A 12,930-nucleotide genomic window follows, 5' to 3' on the forward strand; every position below is an offset into this window, starting at 1 on the left:
ACTCCTTTTCTTATGCGGACTTCAGGGCTGCACGGATGTCCGCCTGAAGGCGAATGACAATGCCGTCGAGCACGCTCAATGTGGGGCGGTATTTTTCAACCTCTCCGTCAAGCTGGACCGCCAACTGGGCGCTAGCAAACGTCGAGACGAGCGACTCGAACATCTGGACGAGCTTCCGCAGGCTCTCGCTGGCACGGGTGCGACGGTCCAACGCGTCCTGGTTCTCGGAAATTTCGTGGTCGATTGCGTCGCGCTTGCTCTGAAGGGCGGTCAATTCTGCCTGGGCAGCAGCCAGTTGCTCATTTTTGGCGGTGAGCGCTTCCTCGAGCGACGCGTAGCCTGGGGGCACGATCTCGATGGGGACGGTCTCGGGGCGGGCATGGGCCTTGGAGTAGGCGATCCGCGATTGAAGCTCTTGCTTCTCCTGTTCGAGGTCGTGAATCTGCATTTGCAGCCGGCTGAACGTGGCATTTTGACGCGTCAGCTCTTCGCGTGCTGCGCTCAGCGCGGTACTGTTCGCATCCGAAGCGGCCGTCAGTCGAGAGATTTCGGAGTTCAGTTTGCGGATCTCGAAGTCTTTTTCCGTGTTCTCTGCGACAGTGCTCGCGAGTTCGCCGGTGGCGATGTCTAGCCTGTTTTGAACTTCTGACAGGTCTTCCTGTTGCCGGCGAAGCTTGTCGACGAACTTCCGGATGTTGTCTCGGTGATACGTTGGGTCCGTTTCCTTATATTCGATGACGGCGTCAATCTCATCGTCCGTATAGTCATTACGGCGAAGAATCATAAGTTCGCCGACATTCAACTTCGACAACGCGCCGTTATGGCTCAAGAAGCGCCGGTAAAGGTTCAGGTAGAGCTCTGCCTTGCTTCGGGATAGCTCAAGATGGTTCTCTGCGATGTGAAAGAAGAGATCCCAGCCGCGAGACCGTGCGGCTCTTGAATCGCCGTAGTGTGTGACGGCGATCTCGGTTGCGGAGTCGTGAATTTGCTGCAGGTCCGCGCCCAGGTCAAGAATTAGACGCTTGATCTTGTCCGTGGTGCGTTGAACGTTCCGGATGCATTCCAGCAAACGGCTCAGCATGTCCTCGCTGACCGGGATGTCGCCGAAAGCCTGGCGCAGTGCAAGCGCGTATCGTGCCGTGTCTGTGCTTCCCGCGTAGTTGACGATATCGGCCTGCTGCTCGGCCTGAGCTTTCTTATCTTTACCTTGAGGCATTTCGACTCTCTGTTGATGTCCCGACAAACAGCGTATCGGTCTGAACGCGATGTCAAGCTAACGTGAAGGTTACGAAAGCGAGGGAGCGTTCAGATCGGAGAAAGCTCGCTTTTTCGATGCGGCTTTTCCGGAGGGGAGTGGAAAGCTGTTTGCCTAAGGGTGTCTTATCGGGACGCTGGAGCCTTGCTTGTAGGCACTTACCCCTATGGTCAGGGGTCCATATAAGCAACGTTTAAGACAAAGGTAAATAAAAGTAAAGACGGGGTGCGTGTATGCGTTGGCGGGATTTCTGAGCACGCTCATCGAAAAAAACCAGAAAGACGGGCCTTTTTTGTGAGCTTTCTCCAATGTCTTGGCGACGTTTTGCCCATAGCATCAGAATCATCCCCGCGTCATCGACGCATCGACTCGCACCAGATAGCTCATACGGTGCCATCTCACTGACGCCTTCTAATCCCAGCGTGCTTACGCCATGCCAATGAGCATGCCGCAAGCGCGTTGCGCCCGCCATCGGATTCCTTGCTCCTCGAGCATCGAATAATCGCCCGGCATCCGCCAGGAAATCCCCCTATCAACGTTTCTCGAGAGAAACCATGGAATCCTTCGCCAATAACCTGATCAAGCGCCCGCTCAAGCTTCTCGCTTTGGCTATGGTGTTGTATCTGGCTTCACAGTCCTTCATCGTTGGTGTGTTTGTCACTGTTGTTGCGTTCTTCTTTCTGAAGGAGAAAGCAATTCAGTGGAGCAAGGTCGTACCAGCCGCCCCCAAGGTGTCGATGCCTGATGTCCCAGCGAAGCCGCAAGCGACCGCTGAGCAGCCGGCACAACCACCCGAGAAGCAGTACGAACGCTCGGCCGTGGTCACGCCTATCCGTCGCACCGGAACGCACGATCGTTCCTAATCCCTAGTCGCCCAATCCTGGGCGGCCTCATTCCACCTGTCGCGGGTATCCAATACCCGCCGACAGGTGGGTCTCTGGATGCCTGTCCGGAGACCATCATGGAAACAAACACAGCAGGATGGCAGCTGGACTTCTTCGGTGAAGCGGCCGCCATCGTTGTCCCGCCTCCCAAGCTTGACCCTTTGCCTGACCCCTCGCATTGGAGCGAGGCGGTGCGGGAGAAGATGGTCGATGCGTTGATCAGCCTGGCCTGTGACAGCCGTCGCGGCGACAACATGCCTGAATCGTTGATTGACTGCGCAGAACTCTTGCGCGCTCGTATCCGAAGGAAGCCGCTCGATCATGAGGAGTACTGCATGACGCTCGGTTGGATCTTTGGATATTGGGACGGAGCGCTTCCCTACATATACGTCTGTGCAGTGTGTGGCGTTAGCCCCGAAGTGCTGCAAGACGTTGTCCTCAACAATGCCCGACTGAAGGCTGATCTCGAAGAGGTCAGGCAACAGTGCTGCGGCTCTCTTCTCTGAAATCTCATGTCGCTTTTCAAGTTCATCAAGCAGGCGACTGTTGCCATCCTGGGGCAGGGTGCCAGTACAGCCGCAGAAGCCGCAGAAGTAGCTGTTGGAACCGGCGCGGATAACGAATACGAGATCTTCATCAGCGGCGTGCCGCATCTCTTCCGTGATGAGGGCGACTGCGTTGTCCATTTTCGAGCGGAGTTCGATAGCCTGATCCAGCAAACAGCGTTCGGCTCAAAGCTGCTGCCGGAGGTGTTTCCTCGTTGGACCAAGGTGCGCGTCTACGACGAAAAGGGCGTGACGCCCAAATCGGTCGCGGAAACGGTGATGCGTGACGCCAAGCAGCAGCCCACGCAGTCGTCGCCGGTGGAGCACAAGGCGGCCCAAGAGACGCACGATGGCCGTGGTCTGTCGGATCGGCGAGGCTCTGCCATTGCGCGGACCGCGCATACCACGTCGCACGAAGAAGCTTCGTCAGCTGACTACACCGTCGGAACGCTCATCGAATGGGGCGAAATGGAGTTCCCCAACCGAAAGCAAGGTGGCAAGCCAACTTATACGTCTTTCGCCGTGAAGCTTGACACCAACAATGGTGTGAAGACGCTGCAGGGCGAAGGCCTCAAGGACGTCCTGGCGGACGCGCGCTCTAAAGTCGGTGAGCGCGTCGGCATCAAGCGTCTCTATAAAGAGAAAGTTCTCGCTTTTGACCAGGCGACCGGTCGTCCCATCTTCGAAAAGGGCACGCAAAAGCAGAAGCTTTGGGACCGTTGGGTCTGGTCCATTAACCGTATTCATTGACAAGGAAACAACATGGCATCCGTAAACAAAGTCATCCTCGTCGGCAACCTCGGGGCCGATCCTGAAACTCGTTACCTGCCGAGCGGTGACGCAGTTACCAACATTCGCCTCGCAACGACGGATCGCTACAAGGACAAGCAGTCCGGCGAGTTCAAGGAAGCGACCGAGTGGCATCGCATTGCCTTCTTCGGGAAGCTGGCGGAGATCGCTGGCCAATATCTGAAGAAAGGCTCATCCGTCTACATTGAGGGCCGCATCCGTACGCGCAAATGGCAAGACCAGTCCGGCCAGGACAAGTACAGCACAGAGATCGTTGCTGACCAGATGCAAATGCTGGGTGGCCGTCAGGGCGGACAGTCCGGCGGCGATGACAATGGTCTGGACGAAGGTGGCAATGCTGGTCAGCGCACCGGCGGTGCTGCACAAGGCCATCGACAGTCGCAACGCCACGCTGGGCAACAGCCGGCTGGAGGTTACGGCGGTGGCGGGGCGCAGCGTGATGGCTTCGATCAGTTTGACGACGACATACCGTTCGCGGCTCCTCTGGCGCTCGATGGGATACCGTTCCGGCGCTAAGGCAGCCGGAGCCAGGCGTCGAAATTTCAATTTGCAACTGCTGCCGGGTTCCCGGTAGCGGTTGCACCTTCCTTACGTTGCCGGCGATTCGCTGCCGCGCCACTGATTCTTCCATCTCCCTCGAAGCGCCATGCTGAAAAGACCTTCTGGCTACCCGCCGGGATGTCTTTTGAGCAAGCGTTCCTTCGCCTGTCTCAGGCATCGACAAACCTACTCCACCTGGAGCATCCCATGAAAATGAAAGATCTGAGCGTGATTGTTGCGAGTTGGGAATCCCGTCAGTGGGATGCACTCATTGCAGAGTATTTACCTGCTGGCGTCCTGACGGATGCCTTCTGGAGCGGTCGACCTTGCCCTTGCCCGATATGCGGTGGGAAAGATCGGTTCACTTACACCCGCAAGCGTGATCGCGGAGATTGGGTGTGTCGCAAATGCAATAACGGAAATCCTGGCGGCGGTGACGGCCTCGAGCTGGTCCGCCGATACACCAACATGTCCTACTACGAGCTGAAGTGTCGGCTCAATGGCGCGGCGCCGCCGGCGCCATTGCAGCTACCCGATCGGCCCGTGTCGACGCGCAAGCCGCTTGATTCGGCGGCAAAGCTGCGTCGGATCGAGCAGCAGTGGTCCAAGGCATCGCCTCTGTCATCGGGTGACCTCGCGATGCAGTACCTTGCCGCCCGGGTTCCTGGGCTACGCGCCCCGCGGCCGCAGTCGTTGCGGTTGGCCGTACAGGAGTACTGGCACGAGAAGCAATTGATCGGACGGTTCCCGACGATCGTTGCGCAGTTCACGCTGCCAGACGGCCGCATGGCAACCGTGCATCGGACATCGTTGGATCCCAATCGGCCTGAGAAGGCCACTGTGATCAGCGAAGACGGGGAGATTCTTCCCTCGAAGCGCAACGACGTGTCGGCGCTTCCACCGGCGGGCGGTGCTGTCCGCTTGATGGCGCCGCGCAATGGCGAGTTGGGTATCGCCGAAGGGCTGGAAACGGCTTACGCCGCGTACATGCAGTTCGGTGTGCCGACCTGGTACTGCCTTAACCGTGTACTTCTCAGCCAGTTCGTTGTACCTGACGGTCTTGGTATCCAGACGATCCACATCTTCGCGGACTTCGATGCTGTTGATGTGAAGACGGGGAAGTCGCCCGGCGTAGCCGATGCGCTCGCGCTTCAAAGGCGCTTGCGTCAAGCCGGCTTCAAGGTAGTGCTTCATCGTCCCAAGATCCGAGGCACGGACTTCTGTGACGAATGGCGAACAGAGTTCCAGTTGCGCCAGATTTCTCAACAGGCGGTCACCGCCTGATTTTCCCCGCCAACCGGCGGTTCTCTTTCAACCTCTGCCCCGTGGGTCTGTCCCACGTGGGCGGACTCCCAATGTGGCAGGATCTCTCAGGAGAAATGCAATGCCGCAAAAGGGTTTCACCGCGATCGTGAACAAGCTCCATATCCAAGCCATGCGTCGCACTTTGACTCGCGATGTTCAGGCCAATCAGTCGGACGCGCAGTTCTTCGACGTCTATCGACGTGAACCATCCGGTGATATGACGTTGGTCGAGAAGGGCCTTTCATTTGACTCGGCGATGGATTATTGCCTGACGCCCACGACGGTACATTGAAGCGGACCCATCCCATTAAACACAAAGCCCGGCAAATGCCGGGCTTTTTTATTTCCGCGCGCCGCTTTTATCAGGCTGGCTTCCGCGCCTTGAAGCCGCGGTAGCAAGCGACGGCCGCCTCCAGTACGCAGTAGCAGATCACGACTGCGAACACGAAACGGTTAATGTCGTGGTTGGTCGAGAGGTAGTCAAAGAACTTCATATGAATTCTCCTGAGGTTTGTTATAGATTGCCACACAACTCGCTGAGGTCAAGCGTATGTCTAGTATCGGGCCATTGCGTCATTGAGTGCATCGATGTCCAGGCCTGCCAGCGGATCGAAATGGTCGTCGCTCGGTTCTTTCATGGCATCGGCGGTCTGCATCGAAGACGAACGGGCGGCGCCGTCAGGTGTCGCAGTGGGTGGTGCCACTGGCGGCTGGCCTCGTAGCGGCGGCGCGGAATCCCGGAACTCTTCTTCCTGGGTGACAGTAGAGGAGTTGGCGGATTGCAATGGGTCCGCCTCCGCCACGCGCATTATCGGTGGGCTTGCCATTAGCGGCAAAAGCGCGCCATCGGCTCCACTCTGCAGCCCCGCCTGAAGGCCACGCATAGCGAGCATTCGCAACATGAAGGAACGCTCTCGTGCCCCGGAGAACTGCCGTACATACGCGAGCAGCTCCGGTTCGGACAGCGTCACGGTCATCTGCAGCTTGTCCATGACGTCGCCTTACGCCTTGCGGTTTGCATGCCGCGCAGCCCCGATCGCGTAGAAACCGCGGACGTTCGCGAAGCAGGGTGCATCCATCATGTGGATGACATTGAGGGGAAAGGCGGCGCGGATCGCCGGCGCATAGATCTGTGCACCGCCGCCAGTCAAAATGATCGCGCGCAGATCATCAGTACGACCGACGCGGGTCTGAATTTCCTTGACTGGTTGCTGGGTGATCGCCAATGCTTCGGACAGATAGGGGCCAATATCGAGATCCTCGCCAAAATATACCAGGGGCTTGGATTCCCGGATGGCCTTGTCGATGCGCTCGATGCCCGCGTCCGGCTGGCCACGGTCAGCGGTGATCAGGCTCGCGACCTGCTGGTAGACGCGAGCCGCGCCGCCGGGCACACCACCGCTGCGGGTGTCGTCCACCGTGTAGCCGCGTGCAACCACCCAATCGGTGGTGAAATAGCCTACGTCGATGACCAAGTAGGCGTTGTCGGGATCGTATTGCTTACCGCTTTGCTGAATGTAGCTGATAAGGGTGCCGAGCGGCTGAGGCAGGGGGAGTACATTGCCAATCTGAATCTCGCCCCACCCGAAATCATGCGTGCCTGCGAAGCGGTCTTTCAGGTGGGCGGCGTATTTCTGGGTGTTGTGGACCGGCAGCCCCAGAACGAGGCGCTCTACCTCGCGCGCGCCGGCGTAATGAAGGGCACCCGCCAGCAGCGCAGCATAGTTTGACGTAGCTGCGAAATCCTCCGACAGAGATCGACCTGTATGTACGTGCGCACCGCTGATCGATACGTCCGGTCCCACTTGGTATCGCGCTCCATCCACTTCCACGGTGACGACGTTGCGTGATTTGAAGACGCCGCCGCCGAAGCTATTCAGCGCGGTGTTTGGCGCGAGCGGTGCGAGGGACGGAAACATGTTCATGGCGATCTCCGAGCCCTGAGCCCAGGCTGACTTGGTGTTGCCGTAGCCTACGTCGATGGCGAAGGTCGTGTGCTTAATGTGTTCGGCGTGTTGCTTCATGACCGCAATTCCTCTCAGATGGTTTGTGTTGCTCTGCTCGATGCGCCAGTTCGGAAACGTCCGCACAAGTCCCACCATGTCCTAGTTGATGGCACCAAGTCCCACGATGTTGGTTCAGTTTGATGCCACTATCTCGGACATGGACGGATCAAGTGCCAGTTGGTCCGACTTGGTGGCACATCGTCACAGCCCACTCTACCGTCGCAAAACCAAAGTCAAGTCCGCAAAAGCTCGCCAAATTAGGCTTCGATACGTTGCCACACGCTTGAATCGTGGTTTATGCTTGGCGCATCTACCGCGTCCCCGACGCATCGACCTCGCCGCCATTTGCGCGGCAAATCTACCCTCTGAATCCTTCCTACAAATGGGTTTAGGGGCGCATCTGTCCGAGCCGCACAATGTCGCGGCATTTTTTTCAATCGGCTCAAGTACATACTGGCCCACACTGAGGACCCCGGACACCGCGATACCAATTGGCTTTGCGGTCGGTTTTGGGGAATGAGCTGAAATGAGGACATGTGCAAACCGGACACCCGGACACATTGTTGCCTCTATCTATTCCACTAGCCCAGCGGCGAGAAGCGGGGTATGCGAACGGTGAACCCGATACACGGCGGTTCAGATGTCGCTACCTGACGGGCAGGACGTGGGTTGAACTGATCAACCAGACGCTCCAACTTCATACGAACGGCGTGCGCGGCCGTAGAAAAGAACAGCGCAACAAGAGTTACGCGGGCGGCGTAGCGTGGTGCTTGCACCATGTGGCGTTCATGTTGGGGAGCGGTTCCCTCCAGCAACCGGGTAGCCCGTCGAGCCTATTGCGCGTAGCGCAGTTGGTTCGATCGGGACAGTCATGCACGCTTCTTCCGCGTGAGGGCTGACCAGCCAATGGAATCGCTAAAGGACCTGGAAGAGCAGGGCCACGGTCGGTGGTTAAACGGCAGAGAGGGGCGTTGAGGCCAAACGCGGTGTTACGGGGGCATCGCGTGATCGCACAGCGTCGAGAACAGCAATTAGAGGAGCGAAATCATGCGCCAGGCGGCGGTGTTCGACATCCGGGGCCTTTTGGCTAAATACGACCTACCCACACGAATGAAGTCCGAGACCGAGGTGGTACTTTCGGACAATCTGAGGAAGATCCTTAGCCAGACACGGATGAGTCTCAAGAGCGCGTCACTCAAAACGCAGGAGCGGCGGATGTACACCGTGTGTCGCTCACTCGCGGAGCTCCGCGAACTTGGCCTGATGATCGAGAGCCCTTACTCGCTACGGCACAAGCACATTCAGGCATTGGTCGAGTACTGGGTGCGGGAAGGACAGACAGGGGGGACGATTGAGAACAAGCTCAGTCACCTCAAGGCCTTCTGCCAATGGCTTGGCAAGCACGACCTCGTTCGTCCGCTAAGTGCTTACACAGATCGCGAGGAGAATGGACTCGTTCGGTCATATGTGACGACGAGAGACAAGTCGTGGGAAGGATGCGGTGTGGACGCTCTGGCAGTGATCGCCGACATTGCGAAGGATGATCCGCGTGTAGCCATCCAATTGGAGCTACAAGCCGCATTCGGGTTACGAATTGAGGAGAGTTGGTCGCTCAAGATCGCTACCGCATTGAAAAACTTGGACACACTGCGGGTCGTCGACGGTACCAAGGGTGGCCGGAAGCGGGAGGTTCCCATTCGACTTCAGCTAATGGTTCTGGAAAAGGCGGCACGCGTCATCGATCCCGTGAGTGGGTCTACGACTCCGGCTTCATATTCCATGAAGCGCTGGCGAAACTACTACAACGCGGTTCTGCGGAAGCACGGTGTGTACAAAAAGGGCCTGGGCGTAACGAGTCACGGTTTGCGGCATGGGTGGGCACACCAGGTGTACGAAGAGGAGGCGGGGGCACCGGCGCCAGTCAAGGGTGGCGCGGCGCCGGACCTGGAGGCTCATCGTCAGGCAATTCAAGCGGTCGTTCTTGCTGCTGGCCACAGTAAGCCGTCGAAGAGTGGCGCCTATTTGTCGACCTTTGCTGCGATGGCTGCCGCCGGCAAGCCCGAGGTATCTCGTGAAGATGCCGAGGCGGCATTGCGCAGACACAGCGGTAATAAGAGCAGAGCCGCTTCGGAGCTAGGGATAACGCGCCAGAGTCTATACCGGCGCATCGCAAGCTAGATGTTTATACGCGCTGCTGCCGACAGCGTCGGCGCGAAGGTAGGCGCGGTTAGGCATCGGCGATATGGGCCCCCTTCGCCTGAGCGTGCTCATGCTAAAAAACCGGAAAGCTCGGACTTTTCTGCTGTCTTTTCGGGGAATTTGGGTGACCGCGGCATGCTTGAATCGGATTCCCTCTTAAAATTGGAGATTGAAAATGACGAAGGCAGAACTGATCGATGCGATCGCCGCACGTGTCGATGGCTTGTCCAAGACGAAAGCTGAGCAGGTGCTCAATGCCACGCTGACCGCCATCGTCCAGGCGGTAGCTAAAGGCGAATCGTTGAGCCTGGTGGGGTTCGGAACCTTCAGCAAAGGGACAAGGGCCGAACGGCTTGCCCGAAATCCCCGCACCGGCGAAGAGATCACGGTCGAGGCGGCGAACACTGTGAAGTTCAAGGCTGGGCAGCGTTTTAAGGACGCGGTCAACGCGGTGCCGCATGGCTAAGGAGTGCGCCGCAGGCGAGCTGCCCAAGTACATGTCCGTTGCCGAGTTGCTTAATGACTCAGGAGAGGTTCCACAGCGCATCGATGTGACGAGGTTTGAGTACAACGGCGTGCGTTGTCATGTATATGGCGTCTTGCATGGTTTGACCGGCGGCACGAACCTCCAGTACAAGGCCCTCGTGGAACGTACCATCGCGGCAGCTTCTGGTGAGCTCGTATTCGGTGAAACGAAGTTTGCGAAGCTCTACCGTGGCATCCAAGTCGAGATGGACGACTGGACCCAGATCCCGCTCCGGGACGCTTTCGTCATGCAGCTTAAGGCGGCAGCGACACCGGCACGATTGTTGCAACTGAGTCGCTGCATATGGCGGGAAAAGCGGACGGCGGCAGACCGGTTTGGGCGCAACGGCCATCGACGACTGCAGGACATCGGTGGCTCGGCGGCATATCACGCGATATCGCCTGCGGAGCGGCGCAGGATCGCCGGCTTTCCTGCGCCAGCCGAGTATCTAGAGCTCAATTGTCAGAGGCGTGTGGGGAAGGGCGACAGGGCAGGTCCGGTTTTCCCCGACCAAGACTACAGCTGGCTCGCGATGATCGAGCCGGAACTCAACATTCCATTGCGAAGCGTTTTCATGCTGGAATTCGCCGTGGAGCGTGCACGGCGTTTGGGCGCGGCCGATATCTCGCTTTTCGTCGGTGATGTACATAACTCGGACATGGAATGGCTCGCTGCCTGGGACGGGGCCGCCGCTGACGGTCTCGTTAGCGCTACGGTAGCGCAGGTTCGGAGCCGTGCTCGCGAACTCGCCCATGCCGCACGCCCATCGCGATTCCGGTTTGTGGCTGCTTCGCTTTGCGGTGCAGCCGTTCCGTTGTCGCTCTACTACGGTGCGCTAGCCTATTGGCTACTACGCTGAAATCTGTCGGCGCTTTGAAGGCAAAAGAGGGGTCCGCAGGCCCCTCTTTTGTCGCTTTTGAAAGGAACATGTTCCTTTCGGCGCTGGGGCCATCAGCGTCTAACGCGCGTAGGCAAGAATGATGGTGGCGAGCGCACTGGCATCGCCGACAAGGCGGTTGAGCGACGGCGCAGCAGATTTATCCCCAAGCGATTCACCCGAGACTAGCCATGCGAATGCTACGCGGCGGGAGATCTTTTCGCCAGGATGCGGCGTAGGCGCTGGCAGATCGAGTGCCGAAGCTCGCTGCGCGCGAGTCAGCGCTGGGAATGGGTCGACGCCCGTGAAGTGCGCCAGCTCTTCGATGCTGATGGCGCTGTATGCCGGCGTTGCGTCGTTGCGGACAACATAGGCGCCGGCACCGACGCCGGGCACATAGATAGCCTTCCATAGGTAATCGGGGATCCGAACCCTACCGTTGAGGGTCGCACTGTCGCGCGAGAACATAGGGCCGGTGACCACCTGGATGGCGCCATATTGTCGCGCCAGCCGACGCGTCGAAGTCTCGATGTGGCTCCACGTGCGACGGTTGGATACGCTATTCTGCGGCACGATGTTCGCCAAGCTGAAGCTCTCGGCTTGCGATGCCTTGTCTGCGAAATCACCGCTTGGCGATAGGTGGCCTCGGTCCCAGCCAGATCGTGCGAAATCCGCCAGGCGTGCTCGATCAGGAGCCGGCAGACGATCCTCTTCGTAGAAATCGCTGTCTCGCGGCAACGTGCGGGCTGCGTCCACGGCTGCGGCTGTGAGGCGCTCCGCCGACCACAAGGCAGTGCGGGTCTGGCTCGAGTAAAGAACGGCGTAGGCCCGGTAGCAGAGCAGGCGGTTATTGCTCGCCGCCTGTGCGACCGTGGGCGTGCCTGCGGTGAGAACGTGCGGGCACTGCGCTGTGTCTTTGGCGGACGCCGCTGCCGTGCCGAGCGCCAGGGTGAGTGCTACTGCGAGATGGCGGATCATGCTGGAAGTACCCTGAGTAGTGAAGACACTTCTAGCTTGCCTGCACCTCGGAAAAGTCAAGGTTGCCAATGATCCGGCAGGCCATCGATGGCCTTGCCGATGAACTCCTGAAGGTCTAGCAGCGGCCAAACCTTGTCGACCAGGGACTCTTCCGCAATCTCCGCGCACATTGCGGGCACATGGTCGAAGCGGACCATCGGGGCGCCATCGATGTAGATAATCTTGGCGCGTTTCAGAAGCTTCTGGTAGCGGGCCGCCTGCGAGACGACGGTTTCCGGCGGGTCGACGTGCTTGAACTCATAGCCGGGTTCAGCGAGCGCCGCGGCCATAGCGGCGAACTTGGGGCCGTTCTCTTCCCAGTCGGTGCTTGTAGAAGCGACCAGGTTCAGGAAGTAGGGGATATCGGATGCAGTGAGCGCGCGCCGGGCCGTCATCGCAATGGCTTGCTGATCCGCAGGCCGGTGTTCGACGCGGTTGTTCCAAATGGCGCTCAGCTGGGCAAAGACCGTATCCGTATCTCCCGAATCCATTCGGATTGGCGGGGTAGATATGCCGCATTCCTTACACACAATGACTGCCTGCACCCGGCCGGCGATGTAGAGGGGAGCGCCGTCGCAGTGGGCGCATTGGAGGAGGCCGCTGGGCATGGCAGGGTCCGGTGCTGAAAATCCCGGGATTATGCCTGCCCGCGACATGCGCCAGTCAGAATTGGCCGACGGGCTGTTCGGTGATCGGCTCCCGGAAGGCCAGGTACTCGCTTGTCGTACTGAGAACCTCGCGCCGGGCGGTGCATTGAAAGCCTTGCAGCATCTCGGCGTGATCGCGCAGCGCGGCGCCGATCTGCCAGAACTCATTCAACCAATGGCCAGGCGGACCCATTGGGCCCCCCAGTTGGCCGGTGACGATGGCGCCGCGGATGGCCAGGACGGTTTCGGGCTCGGGATATTCCCGATCTTCTTGTTCGTTGTGTTGCATGCTGAGTCGGTTGTGTTTCCTATGCGCGGG

At 58.9% G+C, this 12,930-nt stretch carries 16 protein-coding genes; 9 read left to right on the forward strand and 7 right to left on the reverse strand.

What is annotated here, in order from left to right:
* Positions 1 to 10: 10 nt before the first annotated feature.
* Complete coding sequence (locus FFS21_RS26515; protein WP_137927673.1) at positions 11 to 1,216, reverse strand: coiled-coil domain-containing protein; 1,206 nt, start codon at positions 1,214 to 1,216, stop codon at positions 11 to 13.
* A gap of 593 nt (positions 1,217 to 1,809) precedes the next feature.
* Between FFS21_RS26515 and FFS21_RS26520 the strand changes: the two genes are divergently transcribed.
* The 6 genes from FFS21_RS26520 (at position 1,810) to FFS21_RS26545 (ending at position 5,631) form a co-directional block, all read left to right on the forward strand.
* Positions 1,810 to 2,118, forward strand: a complete 309-nt coding sequence (locus tag FFS21_RS26520) for a hypothetical protein (RefSeq protein WP_137927674.1) — start codon at positions 1,810 to 1,812, stop codon at positions 2,116 to 2,118.
* 98 nt (positions 2,119 to 2,216) lie between these two features.
* On the forward strand, positions 2,217 to 2,645 hold the full coding sequence (locus tag FFS21_RS26525; protein WP_137927675.1) for a hypothetical protein: 429 nt from the start codon (positions 2,217 to 2,219) through the stop codon (positions 2,643 to 2,645).
* A 6-nt stretch (positions 2,646 to 2,651) separates the two neighbouring features.
* The gene (locus FFS21_RS26530) at positions 2,652 to 3,434 is read left to right on the forward strand and encodes a hypothetical protein (RefSeq protein ID WP_137927676.1); all 783 of its coding nucleotides are present in this window, start codon (positions 2,652 to 2,654) and stop codon (positions 3,432 to 3,434) included.
* Positions 3,435 to 3,446: 12 nt separating this feature from the next.
* A complete protein-coding gene (locus tag FFS21_RS26535; protein ID WP_137927677.1) occupies positions 3,447 to 4,010 on the forward strand; it encodes a single-stranded DNA-binding protein in 564 nt (187 codons plus the stop codon).
* A gap of 237 nt (positions 4,011 to 4,247) precedes the next feature.
* Positions 4,248 to 5,318, forward strand: coding sequence for a DUF7146 domain-containing protein (locus FFS21_RS26540; RefSeq protein WP_137927690.1), 1,071 nt, complete (start codon positions 4,248 to 4,250; stop codon positions 5,316 to 5,318).
* Between the two features lie 100 nt (positions 5,319 to 5,418).
* Positions 5,419 to 5,631 carry a hypothetical protein gene (locus tag FFS21_RS26545; RefSeq protein WP_137927678.1) on the forward strand — a complete coding sequence of 71 codons (213 nt, stop codon included), beginning with the start codon at positions 5,419 to 5,421 and terminating at the stop codon, positions 5,629 to 5,631.
* A gap of 70 nt (positions 5,632 to 5,701) precedes the next feature.
* Here the strand turns inward: FFS21_RS26545 and FFS21_RS32745 are convergent, their stop codons facing one another.
* Genes FFS21_RS32745 through FFS21_RS26555 form a run of 3 tightly spaced genes read right to left on the reverse strand, consistent with a single transcriptional unit; the run spans position 5,702 to position 7,363 of the window.
* On the reverse strand, positions 5,702 to 5,833 hold the full coding sequence (locus tag FFS21_RS32745) for a hypothetical protein (RefSeq protein ID WP_255459743.1): 132 nt from the start codon (positions 5,831 to 5,833) through the stop codon (positions 5,702 to 5,704).
* Positions 5,834 to 5,893: 60 nt separating this feature from the next.
* A complete protein-coding gene (locus tag FFS21_RS26550; RefSeq protein ID WP_137927679.1) occupies positions 5,894 to 6,331 on the reverse strand; it encodes a hypothetical protein in 438 nt (145 codons plus the stop codon).
* A gap of 9 nt (positions 6,332 to 6,340) precedes the next feature.
* Positions 6,341 to 7,363 (reverse strand): PRTRC system protein D, encoded by a 1,023-nt coding sequence (locus tag FFS21_RS26555; protein WP_137927680.1) that lies wholly within the window; start codon positions 7,361 to 7,363, stop codon positions 6,341 to 6,343.
* 1,029 nt (positions 7,364 to 8,392) lie between these two features.
* On the opposite strand from FFS21_RS26555, the gene FFS21_RS26560 reads away from it, so the two are divergent.
* The 3 genes from FFS21_RS26560 (at position 8,393) to FFS21_RS26570 (ending at position 10,929) form a co-directional block, all read left to right on the forward strand.
* A complete protein-coding gene (locus tag FFS21_RS26560; protein ID WP_137927681.1) occupies positions 8,393 to 9,523 on the forward strand; it encodes an integrase domain-containing protein in 1,131 nt (376 codons plus the stop codon).
* A gap of 196 nt (positions 9,524 to 9,719) precedes the next feature.
* A complete protein-coding gene (locus tag FFS21_RS26565; RefSeq protein ID WP_137927682.1) occupies positions 9,720 to 10,010 on the forward strand; it encodes an HU family DNA-binding protein in 291 nt (96 codons plus the stop codon).
* Positions 10,003 to 10,929: a hypothetical protein gene (locus FFS21_RS26570; protein ID WP_137927683.1), complete on the forward strand. Its 927-nt coding sequence runs from the start codon at positions 10,003 to 10,005 to the stop codon at positions 10,927 to 10,929. The genes FFS21_RS26565 and FFS21_RS26570 overlap by 8 nt, the downstream gene beginning before the upstream one ends.
* A 99-nt stretch (positions 10,930 to 11,028) precedes the next feature.
* On the opposite strand, the gene FFS21_RS26575 is transcribed toward FFS21_RS26570, so the two are convergent.
* The 3 genes from FFS21_RS26575 to FFS21_RS26585 all read right to left on the reverse strand — a co-directional run.
* Positions 11,029 to 11,925, reverse strand: a complete 897-nt coding sequence (locus tag FFS21_RS26575; RefSeq protein ID WP_137927684.1) for a DNA/RNA non-specific endonuclease — start codon at positions 11,923 to 11,925, stop codon at positions 11,029 to 11,031.
* A gap of 56 nt (positions 11,926 to 11,981) precedes the next feature.
* Complete coding sequence (locus FFS21_RS26580) at positions 11,982 to 12,572, reverse strand: hypothetical protein (RefSeq protein ID WP_137927685.1); 591 nt, start codon at positions 12,570 to 12,572, stop codon at positions 11,982 to 11,984.
* Positions 12,573 to 12,627: 55 nt separating this feature from the next.
* The coding region (locus tag FFS21_RS26585) for a hypothetical protein (protein ID WP_249359671.1) at positions 12,628 to 12,930 on the reverse strand (303 nt) is incomplete at its 5' end.

Origin of the sequence: Cupriavidus sp. 2SB (assembly GCF_005503625.1) — a bacterium.
Taxonomy (GTDB): domain Bacteria; phylum Pseudomonadota; class Gammaproteobacteria; order Burkholderiales; family Burkholderiaceae; genus Cupriavidus.

Excerpts from the sequence above, each read along its gene's own strand:
- FFS21_RS26515 (WP_137927673.1), bottom strand. The coding sequence starts at position 1,216 with ATGCCTCAAGGTAAAGATAAGAAAGCTCAGGCCGAGCAGCAGGCCGAT.
- FFS21_RS26520 (WP_137927674.1), top strand. The coding sequence starts at position 1,810 with ATGGAATCCTTCGCCAATAACCTGATCAAGCGCCCGCTCAAGCTTCTC.
- FFS21_RS26525 (WP_137927675.1), top strand. The coding sequence starts at position 2,217 with ATGGAAACAAACACAGCAGGATGGCAGCTGGACTTCTTCGGTGAAGCG.
- FFS21_RS26530 (WP_137927676.1), top strand. The coding sequence starts at position 2,652 with ATGTCGCTTTTCAAGTTCATCAAGCAGGCGACTGTTGCCATCCTGGGG.
- FFS21_RS26535 (WP_137927677.1), top strand. The coding sequence starts at position 3,447 with ATGGCATCCGTAAACAAAGTCATCCTCGTCGGCAACCTCGGGGCCGAT.
- FFS21_RS26540 (WP_137927690.1), top strand. The coding sequence starts at position 4,248 with ATGAAAGATCTGAGCGTGATTGTTGCGAGTTGGGAATCCCGTCAGTGG.
- FFS21_RS26545 (WP_137927678.1), top strand. The coding sequence starts at position 5,419 with ATGCCGCAAAAGGGTTTCACCGCGATCGTGAACAAGCTCCATATCCAA.
- FFS21_RS32745 (WP_255459743.1), bottom strand. The coding sequence starts at position 5,833 with ATGAAGTTCTTTGACTACCTCTCGACCAACCACGACATTAACCGTTTC.
- FFS21_RS26550 (WP_137927679.1), bottom strand. The coding sequence starts at position 6,331 with ATGGACAAGCTGCAGATGACCGTGACGCTGTCCGAACCGGAGCTGCTC.
- FFS21_RS26555 (WP_137927680.1), bottom strand. The coding sequence starts at position 7,363 with ATGAAGCAACACGCCGAACACATTAAGCACACGACCTTCGCCATCGAC.
- FFS21_RS26560 (WP_137927681.1), top strand. The coding sequence starts at position 8,393 with ATGCGCCAGGCGGCGGTGTTCGACATCCGGGGCCTTTTGGCTAAATAC.
- FFS21_RS26565 (WP_137927682.1), top strand. The coding sequence starts at position 9,720 with ATGACGAAGGCAGAACTGATCGATGCGATCGCCGCACGTGTCGATGGC.
- FFS21_RS26570 (WP_137927683.1), top strand. The coding sequence starts at position 10,003 with ATGGCTAAGGAGTGCGCCGCAGGCGAGCTGCCCAAGTACATGTCCGTT.
- FFS21_RS26575 (WP_137927684.1), bottom strand. The coding sequence starts at position 11,925 with ATGATCCGCCATCTCGCAGTAGCACTCACCCTGGCGCTCGGCACGGCA.
- FFS21_RS26580 (WP_137927685.1), bottom strand. The coding sequence starts at position 12,572 with ATGCCCAGCGGCCTCCTCCAATGCGCCCACTGCGACGGCGCTCCCCTC.